The 21,118-nt window shown below is 48.5% G+C and carries 20 protein-coding genes, 2 pseudogenes and 2 riboswitches; all 22 genes and pseudogenes read left to right on the forward strand.

The window, feature by feature from the left end; translation table 11 throughout:
• Positions 1–11: 11 nt before the first annotated feature.
• The 22 genes and pseudogenes from IPL71_RS22655 to IPL71_RS22760 all read left to right on the forward strand — a co-directional run bounded on the left by IPL71_RS22655 (position 12) and on the right by IPL71_RS22760 (position 21,066).
• Positions 12–1,100, forward strand: a complete 1,089-nt coding sequence (locus IPL71_RS22655; protein WP_345325573.1) for a M20 family metallopeptidase — start codon at positions 12–14, stop codon at positions 1,098–1,100.
• Positions 1,101–1,129: 29 nt separating this feature from the next.
• Positions 1,130–1,753 (forward strand): hypothetical protein, encoded by a 624-nt coding sequence (locus IPL71_RS22660; RefSeq protein WP_345325575.1) that lies wholly within the window; start codon positions 1,130–1,132, stop codon positions 1,751–1,753.
• A gap of 90 nt (positions 1,754–1,843) precedes the next feature.
• A complete protein-coding gene (locus tag IPL71_RS22665; RefSeq protein ID WP_345325577.1) occupies positions 1,844–2,485 on the forward strand; it encodes a hypothetical protein in 642 nt (213 codons plus the stop codon).
• Positions 2,475–2,783 (forward strand): transcriptional regulator, encoded by a 309-nt coding sequence (locus IPL71_RS22670; RefSeq protein WP_345325579.1) that lies wholly within the window; start codon positions 2,475–2,477, stop codon positions 2,781–2,783. Before IPL71_RS22665 ends, IPL71_RS22670 begins: the two co-directional genes overlap by 11 nt.
• 140 nt (positions 2,784–2,923) lie before the next feature.
• Positions 2,924–3,661 (forward strand): ABC transporter ATP-binding protein, encoded by a 738-nt coding sequence (locus tag IPL71_RS22675; RefSeq protein ID WP_345325581.1) that lies wholly within the window; start codon positions 2,924–2,926, stop codon positions 3,659–3,661.
• Positions 3,658–4,824 (forward strand): ABC transporter ATP-binding protein, encoded by a 1,167-nt coding sequence (locus IPL71_RS22680; protein ID WP_345325583.1) that lies wholly within the window; start codon positions 3,658–3,660, stop codon positions 4,822–4,824. The genes IPL71_RS22675 and IPL71_RS22680 overlap by 4 nt, the downstream gene beginning before the upstream one ends.
• A gap of 94 nt (positions 4,825–4,918) precedes the next feature.
• Complete coding sequence (locus IPL71_RS22685) at positions 4,919–6,775, forward strand: ATP-binding protein (protein ID WP_345325584.1); 1,857 nt, start codon at positions 4,919–4,921, stop codon at positions 6,773–6,775.
• A 32-nt stretch (positions 6,776–6,807) separates the two neighbouring features.
• Positions 6,808–7,191, forward strand: coding sequence for a response regulator (locus IPL71_RS22690; protein ID WP_345325586.1), 384 nt, complete (start codon positions 6,808–6,810; stop codon positions 7,189–7,191).
• Between the two features lie 38 nt (positions 7,192–7,229).
• Positions 7,230–9,299 (forward strand): GAF domain-containing protein, encoded by a 2,070-nt coding sequence (locus IPL71_RS22695; protein ID WP_345325588.1) that lies wholly within the window; start codon positions 7,230–7,232, stop codon positions 9,297–9,299.
• Positions 9,300–9,362: 63 nt separating this feature from the next.
• Positions 9,363–10,703, forward strand: coding sequence for an ABC transporter permease (locus tag IPL71_RS22700; RefSeq protein WP_345325590.1), 1,341 nt, complete (start codon positions 9,363–9,365; stop codon positions 10,701–10,703).
• Positions 10,700–11,794, forward strand: coding sequence for an ABC transporter permease (locus IPL71_RS22705; protein WP_345325591.1), 1,095 nt, complete (start codon positions 10,700–10,702; stop codon positions 11,792–11,794). Before IPL71_RS22700 ends, IPL71_RS22705 begins: the two co-directional genes overlap by 4 nt.
• A 132-nt stretch (positions 11,795–11,926) precedes the next feature.
• Positions 11,927–13,051, forward strand: coding sequence for an HlyD family secretion protein (locus tag IPL71_RS22710; RefSeq protein ID WP_345325593.1), 1,125 nt, complete (start codon positions 11,927–11,929; stop codon positions 13,049–13,051).
• Positions 13,052–13,141: 90 nt separating this feature from the next.
• A riboswitch (cyclic di-GMP riboswitch) is annotated at positions 13,142–13,228 on the forward strand.
• 78 nt (positions 13,229–13,306) lie between these two features.
• Positions 13,307–13,404, forward strand: a riboswitch (cyclic di-GMP riboswitch).
• Between the two features lie 141 nt (positions 13,405–13,545).
• Positions 13,546–14,766, forward strand: coding sequence for a CpaE/TadZ family protein (locus IPL71_RS22715; protein ID WP_345325594.1), 1,221 nt, complete (start codon positions 13,546–13,548; stop codon positions 14,764–14,766).
• A gap of 52 nt (positions 14,767–14,818) precedes the next feature.
• On the forward strand, positions 14,819–15,559 hold the full coding sequence (locus tag IPL71_RS22720) for a 3-keto-alpha-glucoside-1,2-lyase-like domain-containing protein (RefSeq protein WP_345325596.1): 741 nt from the start codon (positions 14,819–14,821) through the stop codon (positions 15,557–15,559).
• A gap of 11 nt (positions 15,560–15,570) precedes the next feature.
• Positions 15,571–16,011 carry a carboxypeptidase-like regulatory domain-containing protein gene (locus IPL71_RS22725; protein ID WP_345325598.1) on the forward strand — a complete coding sequence of 147 codons (441 nt, stop codon included), beginning with the start codon at positions 15,571–15,573 and terminating at the stop codon, positions 16,009–16,011.
• 93 nt (positions 16,012–16,104) lie between these two features.
• Positions 16,105–17,039 (forward strand): annotated as a pseudogene (ruvB, locus tag IPL71_RS22730) (Holliday junction branch migration DNA helicase RuvB).
• A 46-nt stretch (positions 17,040–17,085) separates the two neighbouring features.
• Positions 17,086–17,376 carry a hypothetical protein gene (locus IPL71_RS22735; protein WP_345325600.1) on the forward strand — a complete coding sequence of 97 codons (291 nt, stop codon included), beginning with the start codon at positions 17,086–17,088 and terminating at the stop codon, positions 17,374–17,376.
• 6 nt (positions 17,377–17,382) lie between these two features.
• Complete coding sequence (locus tag IPL71_RS22740; protein WP_345325602.1) at positions 17,383–17,610, forward strand: DUF2905 domain-containing protein; 228 nt, start codon at positions 17,383–17,385, stop codon at positions 17,608–17,610.
• 209 nt (positions 17,611–17,819) lie between these two features.
• On the forward strand, positions 17,820–18,674 hold the full coding sequence (locus tag IPL71_RS22745) for a hypothetical protein (protein WP_345325604.1): 855 nt from the start codon (positions 17,820–17,822) through the stop codon (positions 18,672–18,674).
• Positions 18,671–19,649: pseudogene (locus IPL71_RS22750) on the forward strand (S-adenosylmethionine:tRNA ribosyltransferase-isomerase). The gene IPL71_RS22745 and the pseudogene IPL71_RS22750 overlap by 4 nt, the downstream one beginning before the upstream one ends.
• A gap of 27 nt (positions 19,650–19,676) precedes the next feature.
• Positions 19,677–20,345 (forward strand): uracil-DNA glycosylase, encoded by a 669-nt coding sequence (locus IPL71_RS22755; protein WP_345325606.1) that lies wholly within the window; start codon positions 19,677–19,679, stop codon positions 20,343–20,345.
• Positions 20,332–21,066: an alpha/beta hydrolase gene (locus tag IPL71_RS22760; protein WP_345325608.1), complete on the forward strand. Its 735-nt coding sequence runs from the start codon at positions 20,332–20,334 to the stop codon at positions 21,064–21,066. Before IPL71_RS22755 ends, IPL71_RS22760 begins: the two co-directional genes overlap by 14 nt.
• Positions 21,067–21,118: the final 52 nt, after the last annotated feature.

A 21,118-nucleotide genomic window follows, 5' to 3' on the forward strand; every position in this document is an offset into this window, starting at 1 on the left:
ATATGATTCCCATGGACATGAAATCTCTTCTCAAACAACTTGTTGAAATCGAATCTCCTTCGCATGATAAAGCGGCTGTAGACCGCGTTGGTATCTTCGTGGCAGACGAAGCGCTGAAATATGGCGCGGATGTTGAAGTGATCTCAAATCGAACGACAGGCGATCATGTGGTCGCAAGATGGGGGAGCGGAGAGAATGGCATTCTCCTGTTGTGCCACATGGACACAGTCTTTCCGCTTGGGACGTTAAAGTCCATGCCGTATCGTGAAGCGGATGGAAAGATCTACGGCCCCGGCACATTGGATATGAAAGCTGGGATTGTCATCTGTCTCGCTGCGCTGGAAGAATTACAAAAAAGCGGCAGGTTGAATCGCCCGGTGACTTTGCTGTGTACATCTGATGAAGAAATCGGGAGCAGTACTTCGCGCAAATATATCGAAGAATATGCCAAAGAATCCGCGCTGGTGCTGGTGATGGAAGCCGCGCTTTTGGATGGCTCGTTGAAAACATGGCGCAAAGGTGTAGGCGGATTCCGAGTCCATGTGAAGGGTGTTGCTGCACATGCGGGCGGCGACCATGAAAAGGGCAGAAACGCCATTGAAGAAATGGCGCATCAGGTACTCGCGATCCAAAAAATGACCGACTACAAAAGACAGACTACGCTCAATGTTGGTGTGATAAATGGCGGCACGGTTTCCAATGTGATCCCTGAGGAAGCTTTTGCCGAAGTGGATATTCGTGTCATGCAGCCCGGTGAATGGGAACGCATCGAAGCAGAGATGAAAACTCTCAAACCTGTTTTGGATGGCACAACGCTTAAGATCACTGGCGGATTGAATCGTCCGCCAATGCCGTTTGATGAGACGATGAAAGCCACGTTCGAGAAGGCTAAATCAATTGCGGCAGGCATCGGCATGGAATTAAAAGCGGGCGGCACAGGCGGTGCTTCTGATGGGAATTTTGTTGCCCCATTTGGGATTCCCGTTTTGGATGGCATGGGTGCCATTGGCGAAGGCTATCATTCTGAACGTGAATATATTTTCGCCGACAGCCTCGAACAGCGCAGGGATCTGTTGATCACATTGTTGATGAATTGGTAATTTCCCTGAGTTAACAGTTCTTGTTATTAATGAGAAAAATCACCTTCTTTCTTCTTTGCTCTTTCCTGCTGTTTTCCTGCGTACCTGCACGACAGACTCCAACACAAACAATTGCTGTGTATGCCACATCTGCCGCCGAGCCGTGGTTGCGCGGATTATTTGTCTGCGCCGCTGATCTTTCGCTTACGTTGAAAGTCAGCGCAGAGTCGCCGGATATTTATTTGCGCTTGGGTGAGCCTGAGATATTTGTTTCCCCTGTCTATCAAATTGCCGAAGAGGAAATTTTAGTAGTCGCGCAGCGTGAGAGTGCCGTGCAGGATTTGACTCTCGCGGAAGTGCGGAAATTATTCACCGATGGGAATCCGTCCGCGCAGGTTTGGGGATATGCCTCAGGTACGGATATGCAAATTGTGTTTGACCAGTTTGTGATGGAAGAGAGAAGCGTTTCTTCATCTGTGAGAGTCGCTTTCAGCGTGCAGAATATGATTGATGTGTTAAAGTCCGAACCCGCCGCAATCGGAATCCTGCCGCGCCAAATGCTGACGGATGATCTGCGCGCGGTTTACTCAGTGGGGAAGGTGCCTGTGCTGGCGGTTGTCAAAGAGAACGCTGCCGGGCAAGCCAAAACTCTTTTAGCCTGTTTATCCAATTAAGCCCATTTTTGTCCACTTGACAGAGTATGCCTTTGCTTGTATTATGTAAACCAGTTTGCAATGCAAACCAGTTTACGAGTGGAGTTTTTAATGGATCAGAACTTTCGTGAAATACAGCAGCGTGTCAGGCGTTACTGGTTTAAGGATGGCATCGGCGAAATTGTCGTCGGGAGTCTGTTCCTTTTGCTCGCCTTGTATTTCGCGGGGCATCGCTGGCTGCCGGCGGATTCAAATGCGCCCATGATGTTGGATGGCAGCCTGCTGCTGATCTTGATTCTGGGCATATTTACGACTCGCAGGTTGATCAATATTTTCAAGATGCATATCACGTATCCGCGCACTGGGTATGTTGAATACTATCCCGATAAAGAGGGTCTTCTCCCCACGCAGATATTCATCTTTTTTATAGCGATCGGATTTATATTTTTGCTGGTGGTTTTTGGGAAGTGGGTGGGTTCGTTTATCTGGCTGCCCGGTTTCATTGGCGCTCTGATCAGCATCATCCTGATCGTCATCCGAACCCGTGCAATTGACCTGAACCGGTTTTATTATCTCGCGGCAGCCTCTTTATTTTTGGGGTTGGCTTCCTCTTTTAGCGGTTTGCCGGCGCATTACAGCATCAGTCTTTTTTACGCCTTATTTGGAATTGTTCTCATGATCTGGGGCGGCGCCACACTTGCAAAATATCTGCATGAAAATCCTTTGGTCGACGAGGGCACAGATGAGCGATGACTTGCGCGCCCTCACCGATCTGGATCGGATCATCCATGAACCCGCGCGGTTGTTGATCGCCACCATCCTTTCGGGTGTGATCAGCGCCGACTTTCTTTTCCTGCAACGTGAAACAGGGTTAACGAAGGGAAATTTGTCTGCTCATCTCTCGAAGCTTGAAGAAGCCGGTTATGTGAAGATCGAAAAAACATTTAAAGGAAAATTACCGTTGACCGTGTGTAAACTGACCGCCGCAGGCCAGAAGGCGCTGGCGAAATATCGTCAGCAATTACAGGATTTTATGAAAAAGACAAGTTGATCACGCCAAACTCAGTTCGAAACGAGACACTATTTTCGGAGCTATTCCACTGGTTTTCCCTGTTCAGTAAATGAAAACCATCTGCAAACCGCTATGACGTAATGAATTACACAAAGGCGGTAAAATCAAGTTGACTAATTATGACATCTACTATTATTGAATTACTCGAAGTAAATAAAACCTATTCCACGGCCGCTGGCGATTTTGTTGCATTGAAAGATGTGAATTTACAAATCAACGCTGGCGAGTTTGTGGGCATTGTCGGAAAATCCGGCGCTGGGAAATCCACTTTATTAAATATGATCAACGGTGTGGATCAACTCTCCAGCGGCGAAGTATTTGTGCATACTGATGGCAAAAAACTGTCGGTGCATGAAATGAGCGAAGACGGGCGCGCCCAATGGCGCGGAAAAAACATGGGCGTTGTTTATCAATCGTTCCAACTTTTGCCCATGTTGACTCTCGTTGAAAATATCATGCTGCCGATGGACCTTTCCGATAATTTCAATCCGCGCAAATCGAAGGAACGCGCGCTCGAATTGCTTACACTCGTTGAGCTTGAAGAGCATGCCAACAAACTGCCAGCCTTCATCTCCGGCGGACAGCAGCAGCGGGTTGCCATTGCGCGTGCGCTCGCCAATGACCCTTCGATCCTCGTCGCCGATGAGCCAACCGGCAGTCTTGATTCCATCACCGCCGATCATATCTTTGATGTCTTTGAACATCTCGTTTCAGAACAGGGAAAAACCATTGTCATGGTCACACACGATATCGGTCTCGCGAGCCGCTTCTCACGCAGTCTGGTCATTGCGGATGGAGAACTGGTCGACTCGCAGCCGGATTCCAATTTGGATAAAACATTCATGAGGCGGAGATGAACAAAGCCCCGCTTCGCACCAAGCCGAAAACTGGTCCTGCTCAAGTAGCAGACTTTGCGCCTGAATCCATGATCGAACTACGCGGCGTCATCAAAAGATTCAGCAATGCGGCAGGGGAATTCACCGTCCTCAAAGGCGTGGACTTAACCATTAATCGCGGCGAATTCGTTTCCATCGTTGGCAAATCAGGCAGCGGAAAATCCACGCTGTTGAATATGATCACCGGCATCGACCATCCTACCGAAGGTCTGGTGGTGGTGAACGCCACAGATATTTATACCGGCGTCACGGAAAGTCAGCGCTCAAAATGGCGTGGAAAGAACCTTGGCATTGTCTTCCAATTCTTTCAATTATTGCCCATGCTTACACTTCTCGAAAATGTCATGCTCCCCATGGACTACGTGGACTTATACGATTTCGACGAACGCCCCGCGCGCGCCATGGAATTATTAACTTTGGTCGGTCTGGAACAATTCGCGAATAAACTTCCGGTTTTGGTTTCCACCGGTCAGCAGCAACTCGCCGCCATTGCAAGAGCCATGGCTTGTGATCCGCCCTTGCTGGTGGCTGATGAACCGACTGGCAACCTTGACACACGCTCAGCCGATAAGATCATTCAACTCTTTGAAGGATTTGTCGCACAAGGCAAGACCATTGTCATGGTGACTCACGACCCGTCACTTACATCCCGCACCAATCGCAACATCATCATTTCTGATGGTGAGTTGATCAATGAAACCGTCTCACGTGCGTTGCCGAAACTGCGTCACCGTCACATGCTTGAATTTACACGCATTGTCGAAGGGCATGTTTATCAGCCAAACGAAACCATCCTTTCACGTGATCAGCACGTGGACCATTTCTTTATGATCCGCAAAGGTGAAGTGGAAGTGGTTTTACAGGATGAGAAAAATCAGGAGACGGTGATCTCACGTCTCAAGCCGGGAGAATTCTTTGGCGAGATCGAACTTCTGCGCGGCGGTAAATCAATTGCGAATGTACGCGCGGCCAGCAACAACCCGGTGGAAGTGTTGACTCTTCCGCGCGAAGATTTTCTGCGTGTGATTCATGAATCCCCGATCACGGCAGAAGCACTGGGCGAGATCGTCCAAAAACGACTTGATGAGCAACGTGTCGCAGACCGCAGATCGGTGAGCCGGTAGGTTGGTAGTTGGTAAACACGTAGAAAAGTAAACAGGTAAATATGTTCATTTATTACGTTTCACGTTTCATCCTTCATACTTCATACTTTTAAAAATGACTGATCCACGTAAACTCCCGCAGATACTCTATATAGAAGACAGCGACGAAGCCCGTTCGCTGGTGCGGCGTTTGCTTTCTCATAAATATGTAGTGCTGGAAGCCATAGATCCATTGAACGGGTTGCAGCTTGCCGAAGAAACCCAGCCCAGCCTGATCCTGGTGGACTATAGTCTGCCGCACATGACGGGTAATGAAGCCGCCACACGCTTGAAGAAGATGCTGCCTGATACACCCATCGTCATTGTTTCAGGTGACTTGTCCGTTGGGGCGCGGGAGCGGGCGTTGGCTGCAGGCGCGGTGGGATTTATCTCCAAGCCGATCGATGCTGATTTTATCGAACAAGTGGATGCATATTTGGACGGCAAAGTGGAAATTTTGGAAGATGCCGAAAAATCCCTGCAAGCCTATCAACAGGAATTGGTGGAACGCCTCGAAGGTAATATCCGCCAGTTGAGCACCACGGTTGAAAAGAATAAACATTTGCTGCAACAGAATGAACGCATGTTTTCAATGTTGGAGCGCAGACATAAACTGCTTGAAACCGCCGCACGTGTAGGGCAGATGGTTACATCCATTTTGGCGATAGACGATCTGTTGAAGCACACGGTCAATATTATTTGCAGTGAATTCAATTTATATTACTCAGGCATATTTTTAGTTTCTGAAGATGAAGAATGGGCGGTTCTGCGCGCGGGATATGCTGCTGCGGGGCGCAAAATGATGTCTGAAAATTACCGGCTGCACGTGGATGAAAAATCCATGATCGGGAATTCGATCATTAAACAACAGGCGCAGATCGCGCTGGATGTGGCTGGCGAAGAGTCACGCTTTATGAATCCGTTTTTGCCGAACACACGCTCTGAGATGGCGCTGCCGCTGATCGTTCAATCTCAGGTTACATCTCTGCAAGCCATGGCCGATCAGATCGCGATTGCAATTAATAATGCGCAGTTGATGTTTAAGTTGGAAGCTGCCACCGCGGAGATCGTCCGCACGAAAACATTTGAAGCGATCGCCACTGCCACAGGCGAAGCCATCCACTGGGTGGGCAATAAGGCGGCTCCGATCCCGGGCAGTATCAAGCGTGTGCGTGAAGATATGCTGTACATTCTGGCGCTCGCGGCGCAGTTCGTGCCAAATGATTCAGATGCTGAAAATGCATCTTTAACGGGAGCAGTTCAAACGGTCAGGGAAGAAGCGCAGGCAATGAATATTGATCTGGACCAGGTCCTGGCTGATATGTCTGCCATGAAGAAGAATCGTCTTCAGGCGTTGGTCAGCGTCGAATCATTAATGGAAGATCTGGAGATCGCCGAGAATAGCGCGGTGACGATCTTAAGTATCAAGGAAGGTCTGATCGGACCTGCGCGTCAACGAAACGATGCTGTGGTGTCTTTAAGCGAAATGATCGCGGACACGGTTGCGAATATGGGACTGCCCGATGGGGTAGTGGAGTTGGAGTGGGCGGCTGATATGCCGAATGCATTTGTGGACGCGCGGCAGGTGGAGCAGGTTTTTAATAATTTGATCAAGAATTCATGGGAAGCAATGGCGAAGACCTCTGCGCCAAAGATTTATGTAAGTGGAATGCGTGATTCAAATCCGAAGTTTGTTTTGGTGAGCGTGAAAGATAACGGGCCGGGCATTCCGAAAGAGATACAGGAAAAGATCTGGGTTTCGTTTTTTACCACCAAAGGTGGCAGCGGCGGTACCGGGCTTGGGCTTTCCTCTGTAATGCAAATTGTGAATCAACACGGCGGAAGTATTTCGCTGGAGAGTGAAGTTGGCAAGGGCGCTATGTTTTCGGTACGCCTGCCTGTTGAAAAAAAGTTTAAGACCTCACAGGTCTGATCTACATATATAAATTATTTTTTGGAGGATGAATGACAACGGTTCTTTTGGTGGATGATGAAAAGTTAATTCTGCGAAGTCTTGAAAAAACGCTTTTGCGCGCAGGCTTTGATGTGATCACTGCATCAGATTGTAAAAGCGGAAGTGAGATCTTCGCGCAAAATTCAGAGACGGTCAATATTGCGGTGCTTGATTTGAACATGCCAAGTTTTGACGGCACACCCAAAACAGGCGCGGGGCTTGATCTGCTCGCAGACCTCAAGCAGCAAAAATCATCGCTGCCGGTGGTCATCCTTACTGCGTATGATGAAGTGACCAAAGCCAAGGATGCAGTCTCTGGCGGCGCGAGCGCATTTTTCGTAAAAGGCCGCGAACAGGGCCTGGTTGAATTGATCCAGAAAATCTTAAACGTTTAACGCCAAACGTTCAACGTCATTAATCTAAAGAGGAAATTATGACAAACGATATTCAAAGACACGCAACTTTATTAAAGGCCTCGGCACGCGCAGCCAAGAACATCACCACCATTCTCGATCCGTATGAATTGTTGCAACGCACGGTTGACATCATCTGTGATGAATTCGGCTTTTATTACGCCGGTGTATTTTTTCTGGATGATGCGAAACAGTACGCTGTCTTAAAAGCCGGACGCGGTGAAGCAGGCCGGGAAATGATCAACGCGGGACATAAACTCGCCGTTGGCGGGAACTCGATGATCGGTGCATCCATTGCAAATCGTCAGGGGCGCATCGCTCTGGACGTGGGAGCTGAGGCAGTTTTCTTTGAGAATCCCCACCTTCCGAAGACCCGCTCCGAGATGGCGCTTCCGCTCATTGTCGGCGAGGATATTATTGGCGCGGTCACAGTTCAATCCACTGAAGAAGCCGCGTTTCACGATGAAGATATTGCCGCCTTGCAAACCATGGCGGATCAGCTTGCGATCGCCATTCAAAATTCCAATCTGCATCGCCAGGCAGAGCGCCGTTCCCGTTTGTTGAAAGCCGCGAACCGCGTGGGCAAGGAAGTCACATCCATTTTGGATATTGAGCAATTGCTTTCACAAACTGTAAATATTATCTGTGAATCTTATGGTTTGTACTACGCGGGCGTCTTCCTTTTGGACTCAGCTGGCGAGTACGCTATTTTGCGTTCCGGTTATGGCAAGGCTGGCAAAGCCATGGTCGCGGATGGTCACAAACTTAAAGTTGGCACAGACTCGATGATCGGCGCCTGTATCGCCATGAATGAAGCCCGCATCGCGTTGGACGTTGGTGAAGAGCGTGTGCATTTCAAGAATCCACATTTACCGCATACCCGTTCCGAAATGGCGTTGCCTCTGGTCTACGGCGGCAGAGCCCTCGGCGCTGTGACCATTCAAAGCTCTGAAGAACGCGCTTTCAGCGAAGATGACATCACCACGTTGTTGACCATGGCAGAGCATCTGGCTGTCGCGATCAATAACGCGCATCTGGTTGATGAACTCAAGGAAGCACACAGTGAAATTTTGCGTAACAAAGTCTTCGAAGCGCTGACCACCGCCTCCACCGAAGCCATTCATTGGATCGGTAATAAGACTCTGCCAATTTCATTGACCATTGCGCGTTTGCGCGAAGAAATTGCAGAAGGAAAAGTTGACCTTGAGTCACTCAAGGAAGACCTGGATATGATCGCTGAAAGCGCGGCACAGATCACGCAGGTTAAAGAACAATTGATTGGCGCGGTGCGTGAACAACGACCACGCGCTGTCCTGTTTGCGGATGTATTGCAGACCGCCGCTCATCAACGCGATTTTTCAGCAAATGCCTTGAAAGTGAAAATTGACCCTGCTGCTGCATACGTGATCGCAGACAGCACACAACTCACACGTGCGGTTGGTAATATTTTGCAAAATGCCGCAGAGGCCGGCGCCAAGTCTGTGACCGTCAGCGTTCATCCCACCGAAGAGCGCGGTGTGCTTGAGATCGACATCGAAGATGACGGCTCCGGCATGGATGAAGATGTCATGCAGAAAGCGTGGTCTCCATTCTTCTCGACCCGCGGCGTTGAACACCACGGACTCGGTCTGCCCGCAGCCATGCATGTCATCTCGCAGGCGCAGGGACGTATTGCCCTTGTCAGCGAAAAAGGCAAAGGCACAACCGTTGCCTTTTTCATGCCGCGCGGACATGCGAACGACGAAGCCATTGAAGCGGGCAGTGTTAAAAATATTTTATTGATCGATGATAACGATGATTGGGCGAACCTGTTCGCTAAATTACTTAAGGATACAAAAGTTAAATTGACTCAATCTGCAGACTTGAAGAAATTTGCTGATGCTGATTTGATCCTTGTGGATGAACACATCGCATCTGTTTCCTTGACCGATGTCCTGTCTGCGCTTTCAAAGGCAGGACTCACCTCGAAGACGGTCATCCTCACCGCGGCGATCAACCCTGAACGCGTCACCCAATTCCTGCGTGACGGTGTGAAGGATGTCACCGTGAAGCCTTATTCCGGCAGCGAGATCAGCGAATTGTTGAAGTAGAAAGAATAGGAAGTTAAGACCTGACAGGTTTTTCTTAAGTCTGTCAGGTCTGATAAGGTAATTATGCGACCAAGATGGCGTAAAGTTTTACATGATCTATGGGATAACAAAGCCCGTACCCTGCTGGTGGTTTTTTCCATTGCAGTGGGTGTATTTTCCATTGGGGTAATTTCGGGCGCATATCAGATCATTTCAAATGACATGAGTGTTTCCTACGCGGCAAACAACCCTTCGAATATTGAGATCCGCACGGCGAATTACAACGATGATGTACTCGCATCCATTCGTAATTCTCACAGTGTGAAAGATGCAGAAGGGCGCCGCGTGATCAATTTCCGCGTGCGAACGCAGGACAGTGACCAGTGGGTGGCCCTGGATGTGGTTGCGCTGGAAAGTTTCAGCGAGAATCAAGTTAATTTATTAGTGCCAGTTTTGGGTGCGGTCGAAGCGAATAAAGATGAGATCCTGTTGGAGAAGGATGCGCTTAAGAAGTTAAAAGTCACAGTGGGTGATTATCTTGTTTTTGAATTGCCCGATGGCACGCTCAAGGAATTAAAGATTGTGGGCATTGTGCAGGATGTCAGCACAGGTGCGGGTGACTTTCTCGCCCCGCCCTTTGCCTACATTGAGATGAATACATTCCCCACGCTGCGTCAGCCTGAGTTGTTCAACCGTGCGTATGTGACCGTTACAGAAGGCGAAGATGACATTTCCTACATCCGTGAAGTGGGCGCGGACTTAAAGGATAAGCTCGAAAAGAACGGCACCGTGGTGGTGCGTACCCGTTTTTCTGAAAAGCACAAACATCCGCTGGCTGATACGGTGAACGCGATTCTCGGTATTCTGTTGGCGCTTGGAATTCTGATCGTTTTTCTTTCAAGTTCATTGATCGCAAACACATTGAGCGCATTGTTAAGTCAGCATTTGCGGCATATTGGCGTCATCAAATTGGTGGGCGGAAGAAACAAGCAGGTCTTTGCCATGTATTTCACGCTCATCATGGCTTTTGGTGTACTGGCATTGTTGATCGCGATTCCGCTCGGCGGACAGGGCGCGTATGGATTGGCCTTGTTCATTTCAAGTGAGATGCGCTTTAACCTGCTGGGCTATCGCATTGTGCCAATGGCAATGATTATTCAGGTTGCAGTTGGTTTGCTGGTTCCGCTTGTGGCTGGGCTTATGCCTGTGTTGAGCGGCTCACGCATTACCGTGTTGCGCGCGCTCAGCGGTGACCTTGCTGGGGATGAAAACAAACCGCACAAAGCCGGTGAAGACCGTGTGCCGTGGTTTGACTATATGCTGGTTCAGTTTACGCGAATCCTTTCTTCCCGGGGCATTCATTTTCCACGCCCGTTCATTATTTCGCTACGGAATACATTCCGCCGCCGTGGACGTTTGTGTTGACCCTCTTCACGCTGACCATGGGCGGTGCGATCTTTATTGCCGTGTTCAATGTGCGTGTTACTTTGCATGATTACATCGACCAGATCGGAAGTTACTTCCGCGCGGATGTAACTCTTGATTTTGATAAAGCATATCGTCTAAATGAAGTGGAGCAGTACGCCTTGCAAGTGGAAGGCGTGGAACGTGTGGAAGGCTGGCAATTTCTCAACACTGAATTGTTATATGCCGATGGTTTGGTGGCTGATAATGTAAATTTACTGGCTCCACCTGCTGAAAGTGAGCTGGTCAATCCGTTGATCGCATCCGGCCGCTGGATTCGCAAGGATGATGTTCGCAAGCTGGCGATCAGTGAAGCAGTACTTGAGTTTTATCCCAACTTGCAGCCCGGCGACCATTTACTGCTCAAGATTCAAGGCAGGGAAGAATCCTGGGAAGTTGTTGGTATCTTTAAATTTGTCGGTAATGAAGGCATTCTGGCCTATGCGCCTTATGAATATATTTCGCAGATATCAAACCTTGCAAATCGTTCCTTCTCTTTTCGTATGGTCACAAATCAACATGACCGCGTCTATCAGGATTTGATGGCCGAGAAGCTGGATCATTTCTTCCGCGACGAAGGATTCAAAGTTCGTAAATCCGAATCAGGCCTGGCCTCGCTTGATACTGCTTCGGAGAGTTTGGATATTCTGGTGGTCTTTTTGCTCATCATGGCTATTCTGACAGCCGTGGTAGGCGCAATGGGGTTGACCGGCACCATGGGCATGAACGTCCTTGAGCGCACGCGTGAAATCGGCATCATGCGCGCCATCGGCGCTGATGACCGCGCCGTCATGCGCACGATCATCGCAGAAGGCTTTGTGATCGGCACGATTTCATTTATTCTGGCGATCGTGGTTTCCATACCAATTACATACGGACTTTCCTATATTGTCAGTCTGGCTGTGTTTGAAACACCCATTCAAGTGGTCTTCACGTATTTGGGCTACGCCATCTGGTTTGCGCTGGTGCTGGTTCTTTCGGTGTTGGGTTCCATTTTGCCGGCCCGTAATGCCGCGCGTTTGACCATTCGTGAAGTATTGGCTTACGAATAAAAATATTTGTTTTGGTAAAAAACCTAAAGGTCTTTTGTTATTCGGGATTTTACCAAGCAAGGCAGACCTTTAGGGTTTGTGTATAGAGTAGAAAATAATCACATAAACAATGAAATGACAAGAAGGTATAAAATGAAAAAACAAACACTAACTATGATCGCAATACTAACCATCCTTTCACTCGCGCTCGCCGCGTGTGGAAATCAACCTGAGGCCACACCCGCCCCAGCGGAAATTGTCTCGTCCAGTGATGTTGTCGCGGAAGGCCGCCTCGAACCGATTCAGGGTGCGAACCTATTTTTTCAGGCACGCGGTGTCGTTGAGGAAGTTCTGGTGAGCGCCGGAGATACCGTCAGCGAAGGGGATGTCCTCGTCCGCCTCGCAAATGCGGGCGGGGCTGAAGCGCAGGTTGTCGTCGCCCAAAATGCCTATGATGTCCTCCTCCGCAATGAAAGCAGTGACCGCGCCAAACTCTGGCAGGCTTATATGGATGCGCAAATTGCGCGCGGCAAGGCCGAAAATAAATGGGAAGATTTGAATGTTGACAGCATCGAAGACAGCATCGAAGATGACAAGGCGACAATAGAAGATCGTCAACAAGATGTGGCCGATGCGCAGGAAGACTTCGATAAATATAAAGACCTTGATGTCGATAACTCCAAACGCAAGAATGCCGAGGATGATCTTGAACAGGCACAGGACGATCTGAATCAAGCCATCCGCGATCTGGAAGCCACTATTCGCAAACGTGATGAAGTACGCGCGGATTATGATGCCGCACTTGGTCTTGAAGCCGAAGCGAAATATCAATATGAGATCAGCCTTGACGGCCCGAATTCAGATCAGCTCTCATTGGCAAAAGCAAATCTTGATGCTGCAAAAGATACGCTTTCCAATTACATCATAACTGCACCGTTTGGCGGCACTGTGGCGGATGTCAATGTGAAAGTGGGTGAGCAGGTGACAGCTGAAACGCGTGTGATTAGCATTGCCAATTTTAATACCTGGGTTGTTGAAACCACAGATGTAACTGAACTCGAAGTGGTAAAAATCAGTAAAGGACAAACTGTTACGCTCATCCCTGATGCTCTTTCTGATTTGGCTCTCAGCGGCACGGTCACAGAGATCAGCCAGGCCTACACCCAACAAGGCGGTGACATTCTTTATACAGTCCGCATTGCGGTGGCGGAAAACGATCCGCGTTTGAAGTGGGGCATGACCGTGGAAGCTACCTTCAGGGAAGTTGTACAACAATAATAAAAAAATCTCCGTCAACTGGCGGAGATTTTTTTATTAGAACATCTGAGTGATTGAAAAAAACATTTTCTCGTGCAATAATAAAGTTGCTCCGAGAAAGAGCAAAACCGGGAAAACCCGGCGACGCAAAGTCATGGGTCTAACGCTGAACTGAGTCACGACCGCCAGACTGCCGATAAAAGCAAAACCGCCAAAAGACGGCGACGCAAAGTCAGGAATCTAAAACCAGTATAAGTTTCTGGTCAGGATTGACCGACTTCCGAAAGGTAAAATCAGGGAAACCTGATGGCACAAAGTCATGGGTCTACAATCACAAAATTATTTTTCGTGATCATGATTGCCAGGCTGCCGAAGAGCAAATCTTTTCACAGGGATGACCGAACGCGCGTCATCCCTGTTTGCTTTTGTCATTTATCTGTAAATAAACTGTAATATGTTTTTTACACTTTGAATTCTTCCCCATGCTATACTCTACGCAGGCAAAAGGAGACCTTATGTCTGAGCGAATTCTCATTGTAGATGATACTGAATTAAATTTGAAGATGGTGGGTTCTATTCTTCTAAAAGATGGTTATGAAATCATAACGGCTCGAAACGGCATTGAGGCCCTGGAGGTGATCAAATCCAAGCCTCCGGCATTGGCGATTCTGGACGTCATGATGCCGGACATGGATGGATACACTCTTTGTGAGCGTCTGCGTCAAATTCCGTCCACCGCGAAAATTCCGATCATTATTTTGACCGCGCTCAGTGGTGTTGAAGATAAGATCAAGGCTTTTGACTCTGGCGCGGATGATTTTTTAGCAAAGCCATTTGAGTCGCAGGAATTGCGCGCCAGGGTCAAGGTGTTGTTAAGGCGGTTTTCAGAGCGGGAATCTGTTCAAACAAATGAAGAAGTATCGGGGAAGGTGATTGCGGTATTTTCATTGCGCGGGGGAATTGGGGTGTCCATGCTTTCGTCAAATCTGGCCGCATCATTATCACAAATTTGGGGCACGCCTACAGTGCTGGTGGACCTGGCGTTTATGAATGGACAGAGTGCGCTGCTCCTTGATCTTCCCCTTCGTAATTCCTGGGCCGATCTGGGGCGCTCTCCCGCAAAAGAAATGGACATGGATCTGATTAACTCTGTTTTGCTTCATCACGATTCAGGTGTGCATGTCCTTGCATCTCCGCGCCGTCCGCAGGAAGCGGAAGTCATTACAGCCGACCATGTCCAGTCTGCCATCGGATTGCTCCGCGCCCATTATCATTATATTATTCTGGATCTGCCCCATGATTTTTCAGAAACCACGCTGGCAGGTCTGGATATGGCTGACCAAATACTGCTCATGCTCTCGCCTGAAACGGCATCTGTCCGCTGCGCCGCGAATGCCCTGGAAACTTTTGGGCAGCTTCACTATCCGCCCGACCGGACAACCTTGATCTTGAATTGGCCTTTTAAGGGGAAAGGGTTACCGCGCGCCGGAATTGAAGGCGCATTGAAAAGGGAATTGGGCGTTGTGATTCCTTACGCCGGCGAAGCGGTTGTCTCTTCGATCTTATACGGGAAACCTTCCGCCTTGCAGATGCCGCTTGATCCTTTGGGTGCATTTTTGGAAGATCTGGCGTATCTTTACAGCAAGGAAGATCATAAACAAAATCCGCCCGAGAGTGCAGGGGAAGGGCTTAAGCGTGTAAAAGTACGCGCGCAGGCCCGTCAGGAAAAATCGTGATCGCCGGCTGATAATACAGGGATATTTCCCATGCCAGACGATCAATTGAAAATTGGGAGAAAAACATGAAAAAATTTCGCGGATTAATATCCAAAATGGACAGGGTCTTGTTGAATATGGACTCTTACTCGCATTGATTGTTGTCGGTTTGATTCTCGCATTAAGCCTTGGCGGCGTTTCCCTGTCTGATCTTTATTGCACAGTGGCAAGCGGTATAGGCGGTGGAGAGTCTTGCAATGAACAGAAGATGTACTGTCAGGATTCTTTTGACGGCGATCTAAGCGCGTGGCAACCCTTGAATAATACGGTGTCTTTGAACGATGGTCAGATGTGTTTTGGCAGCGGGTTGCAGGCCATGAATAAATGTTCCATGAAATTGCCTGAATCAGATTATGTCATTAAGATGGATGATGTTAGCATCTCAAGCGGTAATGGATATGGTGTGTTTTTCCGTTCGACTGTTGACAGTAATGGGCTGGATGGGTATGTCTTTCAATATGATCCAGGCTGGAAATCATCTAAATACCCAAACGGGGCACTTCTCATTCGTCAATGGATCAATGGTCGTGAAATTTCAACCCCCATTGCAGTTACTCCAATCGGAGAAAATGTATATAACACCCCGCATGATTTTGAAATTAACGTCTCAGGTGACACCTACACAGTAGTAATGGATGGGAAGGAAGTCCTCTCAGCCCAAGACAGCACCTACACCACAGGTGGAACAGGACTTCGTTCCTGGTTTGGTACCTCTGCCTGTATCGGCGACTTCTCTGTTTTTGAAACACCCTAAAAGGAGCAGCCATGCAATTCGACGAATCCCCCGAGCTTGATCAATTTAAAGATGGCATGCCTGAAAACACCCCCGCACCTGATGCAGGCCGCAAAAAATTCCGCGTGATCTTGTTGCTAACATTTATCGTCGTCTCTCTCTTTGGTGTAGCGCTTTTATTAAAAGAAAATCGCACGCTCGCCACTCTGACAGGCACCGCCGTTGTGCAAGGCCGCGTCGTAGATGAAGACGGTCAACCATTTATCGGCGAAATATTTATTCTCGGCACTGAACTTAAAACGCAAACTGATGCAAATGGAAACTTTGAATTGCGCCGTGTCCCTTCCGGTGAGCAGATCCTCATTGTTGCAGATGAATTAATAGGCCGTGATTTTTCCATTCAAGTCACCACTGCCACCACCCTTGAAATGGGCGAGATTCGTTTTGAGACCACCGCCATGCCGCCCAACTAATTTTTTGGGGGGATGTAAACCCCGCTTCGCTCTTAACTGAAAACTGGGACGCGGTTTATTGTCATCGAACTCCTGCGGGGTATAATCTCCGCTATGACTAAACCTCCCCGCCCTTCGACAAGCTCCGCGTCAGGAAAGCCTCTTGACCCTGAAGCCAAACCCGATGACCGTGTAGATAATGCCCTTCGTCCCGAAAAACTAAATGACCTGATCGGTCAGGATCAGGTTAAAGAGAACTTGTCTATTTTGATCGCGGCAGCACGCAAACGCGGTGAAGCATTGGATCACGTCCTTTTTTATGGGCCTCCCGGGTTGGGAAAGACCACGCTCGCGCATGTGCTTGCCAATGAGATGGAAGTCAACGTGAAAGTTACTGCCGGCCCCGTCATTGAACGTGCCGGTGACCTCGCCGCCATTTTGACAAATCTCCGCGCCGGTGACGTGCTCTTTATTGACGAAGTCCATCGTCTCGGCCGTGCTGTCGAAGAAGTGCTCTATCCCGCCATGGAAGATTTCGCGCTGGATATCGTCATCGGCAAGGGACCATCTGCCCGCTCCATTCGTTTGAAACTTCCACGCTTTACGATTGTCGGTGCTACCACTCGTCTGGCATTGGTCACCGCTCCCTTACGTGCCCGCTTCGGCGCAGCCCGTGGGACTCCACGTGTGGCATTGCGTTTATTACGCCGCGTGCGTGATTTTGCCCAAGTCCGCGCGAATGGGGTCATCACAAAAACTGTCGCCAAAGAAGCCTTGGACTTACTGCAAGTTGATCCCCTCGGCCTCGATGACGTGGATCGTCGCGTACTCAAAACCATCATCGAAAAATATAACGGCGGACCTGTCGGTTTAAACACCATCGCCGCATCCATCAGCGAAGAACAAGACACCATCATGGACGTAGTTGAGCCGTATCTTTACAACTCGGTTTCCTCGACCGCACCCCGCAAGGCCGCGTGGCTACCAAATCTGCTTATGAGCATTTGGGATACACCTACACAGGTGAAGGACAGCAGAGGCTGTTGTAACGCATGTCCCTAAAATATGGGGCTGTTCTACGAAAGGTTGTGATCTATGATTCAAGAAGTAATTGTTAAAGCAAATGCACACGAAGCTTTAAGGCCTTTGGTACAAGCGGCGATCCGCAACCAGTTAAAGATTTTACAGCAGGGAATTGACCATTCGCGGGAACGTATCGCCGAATTTGAAAAAATAACAGGCATGTCTTCAGCAGAATTTGAAAAAAAATTACTGGAACGGGAAATAGAAGATACACTGGATGTCCTGGACTGGAATATGGAACTTGCCTCTATGCGTTTGCTTGAGAGACAGTACAAATATCTTGATGAGGCAGAAGTCAGATAAAAGAGAATGGAATCCCTTGCCTGCACCCTCATGCTCGCTGGTATCACCTTATTTCTCATCGGCGGGGGAGTATATCTCGCCGCCAAATTTGGAATCCCACTCGGCAGACTGCCCGGTGACATCCGCATCGAAGGGGAGCACGGCGGATTCTATTTCCCGGTTACAAGTTCAATTTTGGTATCGGTGGTTTTAACCATCTTGTTAAATATAATTCTTCGTCTTCTCAAAAAATAACATCTGAAAGAACGTACAAAAGTAAACCTCTTATACAAGTAACGTGTTGTAAACCACAAAGCCACCAAGGCATTACGTCACTAAGTTTTTCCCTTTGAGTCTTCGAGACTTTATGTTTTTGTGGTAAAAAATAAACTTTTGCAAGAGGTCAAATATTTCATAAATAAGTCTGCTTTGCACAGACTCTTTTTTTCCAAAAATAAAACCACATGAAACGCATCTCCCTCCTCCTCTTTCTTCTTACCTCTTTCCTCCTCGCCGCCTGCGGACAATTAGACTCCATCCCATATACCCCCGCGCAGACTCCCGAAACATGGCTGCAAATTCAGCCATTCGCCGAATTTCAATTTGCTTCGCAGAATATTATTTTTGTTCAGCCAAGTACATCGATCATTGTCTATTTTCTCGGCATCTTAACGATTGCCGTCGGTTTGTATTTTCTAAAAATCCGCAGCGATCAGCACTCCCGTTTCTGGTGGGGCATCGCCCTGCTTTTATGGGGCATCGGCGCACTGCTCGCCGGCACAAGTTACGAAGCCTTTAGTTACGCCATCAAATGCGCCGGCCGCGAAACCTGCCTCTGGACAAGCTGGTGGGAAGTCCTCTACCTCATCGCCTCCGTCTGGAGCATAGACGCAATGACTCTTGCCGTCGCATATTCTAGCACTACGGGCAAACTACGCAAGTCACTTTCAATATACGCCATAGCAAACGCCGTTCTATATTTCATCATCGTCATGATCGGCGCATTTATCCCGATCAAATTCTTGATCTCATTTGAATTACTTTTGGTTGTTGCCGCGCCGGGCATCATCGCCTTTTTCGTCATCAACGGCTGGCGCTATTACAAATATAAAATTAACCAAGACCTTGTATTATTAGGCACATGGATCTGGCTCGGCATCACCATCGCCGCCTATTTTCTTTATCTTATTTCCGGCAACACCGCCGCACTTTGGGCCAAAGGGTTTTGGTTCTCAGAAAATGACGTGCTTCACATCGGCCTCATCATTTGGATGTTCTACATCGCCATTGCCCTCGCGCCTCAAGTAAAAGACTCATGAAAACTTCCGACTTCGATTATCACCTCCCCGAATCTTCCATTGGGCAGACTCCTGCTGAACCGCGTGATTCATCGCGGCTGTTGGTTTTGCATCGTGATTCGGGGGATGTAGAACACCGCATCTTTCGTGACCTCAGCCTGCTTCTGCGACCCAAAGATATCCTTATCCTCAACCGGACTCGGGTCATCCCTGCCAGAATTTTCGCCAAAAAAGAAACCGGCGGACACGTCGAGTTGCTCCTCCTGCGCCGCCGTGACGAGTTGACCTGGGAAGCGCTGGTGGGTGGCAAGGGTCTGCGCGTAGGCAAGAAGGTGCAGGTGAACGATGGTCCGCAGGCGGAAATACTTGAAATTCTCGAAGGCTCCGAACGGCTGATTAAATTCACAGAACCCATCGAGCCGTATTTTTCAAACGTGGGCAACGTTCCGCTCCCGCCCTATATTCACGAAAAACTGAATGACCCCGAACGCTATCAAACCATTTACCCCAGAATTATTAAATCAACTAAAAGAAAAAGGTGTGCAGATCGCTTATGTGACTTTGCATGTTGGCTTGGACACTTTCGCCCCCGTCACAGAAGATCACCCCGAAGAACATAAGATCCACACCGAGTGGTGCGAACTCCCACAGGAAACCGCAGACTTAATTAACCAAACCAAACAAAACGGTGGGCGGGTGGTGGCTGTGGGGACAACCAGCGTGAGGACACTTGAAAGCGCCGCCAGCCAGTCGTCAATCGTCAATCGTCGATTGTCAATTGCGCCCTTCATCGGTCCCACAAATATCTTCATCCTCCCCGGTTATCAATACAAAATTGTTGATGCGATGATCACAAATTTTCATTTGCCCAAGTCCACGCTGATCATGCTGGTCAGCGCTTTTGCAGGGCGTGAAAAGATTCTTGAAACCTATAAACTCGCCATTCAAAATGGATATCGCTTTTATTCCTTTGGCGACGCCATGTTCATTGAGTAATTCTTCCCTCTTTCTTCTTTCAAAAAAATGTCTCTCGAAAAATTAAACAACGAAATCATTCAATGCCGTAAATGTCCGCGCCTTGTAGAATGGCGTGAAGAAGTTGCGCGTGTAAAACGCAAGGCCTATAAAGACGAAGAGTATTGGGGAAAACCTGTCCCAGGGTTTGGTGATCCGCGGGCGCGTGTGCTGGTGGTGGGACTCGCTCCCGGCGCGCACGGTTCCAACCGCACCGGGCGACAATTTACAGGCGATGCATCGGGCGGATCTCTTTTCCCAGCGTTGCACCGTGCCGGGTTCGCGAATCAGGCTGAGGTTAAGTCCCGAAGCGATGGTCTCATCCTCAAAGACATGTATATCACCGCGTCTGGCCGCTGCGCCCCGCCAGATAATAAGCCGAGTCCGGTTGAGTTGAATAATTGCCAGCCGTATCTTGAGCGTGAGATTCAAATCATCCAGCCCAAAGTGATTGTTTGCCTCGGGAGGATAGCATTTGAGAGGATTCTCAAAATAAATTCGCTGCGCAATTCGGTATATAAATTCGCACACGGTGCGTCTTATCAATTGCAAAATAAGGTTTGGGTATTGTGTTCTTATCATCCCAGCCAGCAAAATACGTTGACGGGCAAATTAACTGTTCAAATGTTTGACCAAATTTGGAAAAAAGCGAGAGATTTGATAAATGAAAATATTTAAACGTGTTCTTTGGGGATTATTGATCGTAGTCGTTGTATTTGTTCTGGGATTTGTTGTATGGGCAGAGAATCCTTTGGGACCTGCGTCTGAAGCATTATCTGCGCTTGAATCAGATTCAAAAGTTAGCGTAACTGTGGATAAATATATAACATTTAAACCTGTGGATATGGAACCGACAACAGGCTTTATCTTTTACCCCGGCGGGCGTGTGGACTATCGTTCATACGCGGCGCCTCTTCGCGCAATTGCTGAACAGGGATACTTGGTTGTGCTTGTACCGGTCCGCTTGAATCTGGCTTTCTTTGATATCAATGCGGGAGATCTTGTTTTTTCGATGTATCCCGAAATTCAACATTGGGTAACAGGCGGACATTCTCTTGGTGGAGTGGCTTCTGCCTTGTTTGCGAAGAATCATCTTGATGAAATAGAAGGTTTGGTTTTCTGGGCTTCTTACCCGGCAGACGAATCTCTCAATAATAGTGACTTGAAGATGCTGTCCATTTACGGGACGAATGATATGGCAGGGATGGAGATTTTTGACGAGAAGAAACCGCTGCTTACAGCCGATGCCGGGTATGTGGTCATTGATGGTGGCAATCACGCGCAATTTGGTAATTATGGCCCTCAGCCTGGTGATAATGCCGCAACAATAACCAGCGGGGAGCAGCAGGCACAAATTGTTAAGGCTACCTCTGAATTTTTGCAGGAAATAAGTAAATAAAGAATCTATTATGAAACATTGGCAAAAAATAGTTGCCTGGATTACTGTAGCT

This window comes from Candidatus Villigracilis proximus, from assembly GCF_016717045.1.
Taxonomy (GTDB): Bacteria; Chloroflexota; Anaerolineae; order Anaerolineales; family Villigracilaceae; genus Villigracilis; species Villigracilis proximus.

Coding starts and splice junctions, on each gene's coding strand:
- IPL71_RS22725 (WP_345325598.1), top strand. CDS start 15,571: ATGCAATTCGACGAATCCCCCGAGCTTGATCAATTTAAAGATGGCATG.
- IPL71_RS22670 (WP_345325579.1), top strand. CDS start 2,475: ATGAGCGATGACTTGCGCGCCCTCACCGATCTGGATCGGATCATCCAT.
- IPL71_RS22760 (WP_345325608.1), top strand. CDS start 20,332: ATGAAAATATTTAAACGTGTTCTTTGGGGATTATTGATCGTAGTCGTT.
- IPL71_RS22745 (WP_345325604.1), top strand. CDS start 17,820: ATGAAACGCATCTCCCTCCTCCTCTTTCTTCTTACCTCTTTCCTCCTC.
- IPL71_RS22685 (WP_345325584.1), top strand. CDS start 4,919: ATGACTGATCCACGTAAACTCCCGCAGATACTCTATATAGAAGACAGC.
- IPL71_RS22675 (WP_345325581.1), top strand. CDS start 2,924: ATGACATCTACTATTATTGAATTACTCGAAGTAAATAAAACCTATTCC.
- IPL71_RS22715 (WP_345325594.1), top strand. CDS start 13,546: ATGTCTGAGCGAATTCTCATTGTAGATGATACTGAATTAAATTTGAAG.
- IPL71_RS22660 (WP_345325575.1), top strand. CDS start 1,130: ATGAGAAAAATCACCTTCTTTCTTCTTTGCTCTTTCCTGCTGTTTTCC.
- IPL71_RS22700 (WP_345325590.1), top strand. CDS start 9,363: ATGCGACCAAGATGGCGTAAAGTTTTACATGATCTATGGGATAACAAA.
- IPL71_RS22655 (WP_345325573.1), top strand. CDS start 12: ATGGACATGAAATCTCTTCTCAAACAACTTGTTGAAATCGAATCTCCT.
- IPL71_RS22710 (WP_345325593.1), top strand. CDS start 11,927: ATGAAAAAACAAACACTAACTATGATCGCAATACTAACCATCCTTTCA.
- IPL71_RS22740 (WP_345325602.1), top strand. CDS start 17,383: ATGGAATCCCTTGCCTGCACCCTCATGCTCGCTGGTATCACCTTATTT.
- IPL71_RS22680 (WP_345325583.1), top strand. CDS start 3,658: ATGAACAAAGCCCCGCTTCGCACCAAGCCGAAAACTGGTCCTGCTCAA.
- IPL71_RS22690 (WP_345325586.1), top strand. CDS start 6,808: ATGACAACGGTTCTTTTGGTGGATGATGAAAAGTTAATTCTGCGAAGT.
- IPL71_RS22755 (WP_345325606.1), top strand. CDS start 19,677: ATGTCTCTCGAAAAATTAAACAACGAAATCATTCAATGCCGTAAATGT.
- IPL71_RS22695 (WP_345325588.1), top strand. CDS start 7,230: ATGACAAACGATATTCAAAGACACGCAACTTTATTAAAGGCCTCGGCA.
- IPL71_RS22735 (WP_345325600.1), top strand. CDS start 17,086: ATGATTCAAGAAGTAATTGTTAAAGCAAATGCACACGAAGCTTTAAGG.
- IPL71_RS22665 (WP_345325577.1), top strand. CDS start 1,844: ATGGATCAGAACTTTCGTGAAATACAGCAGCGTGTCAGGCGTTACTGG.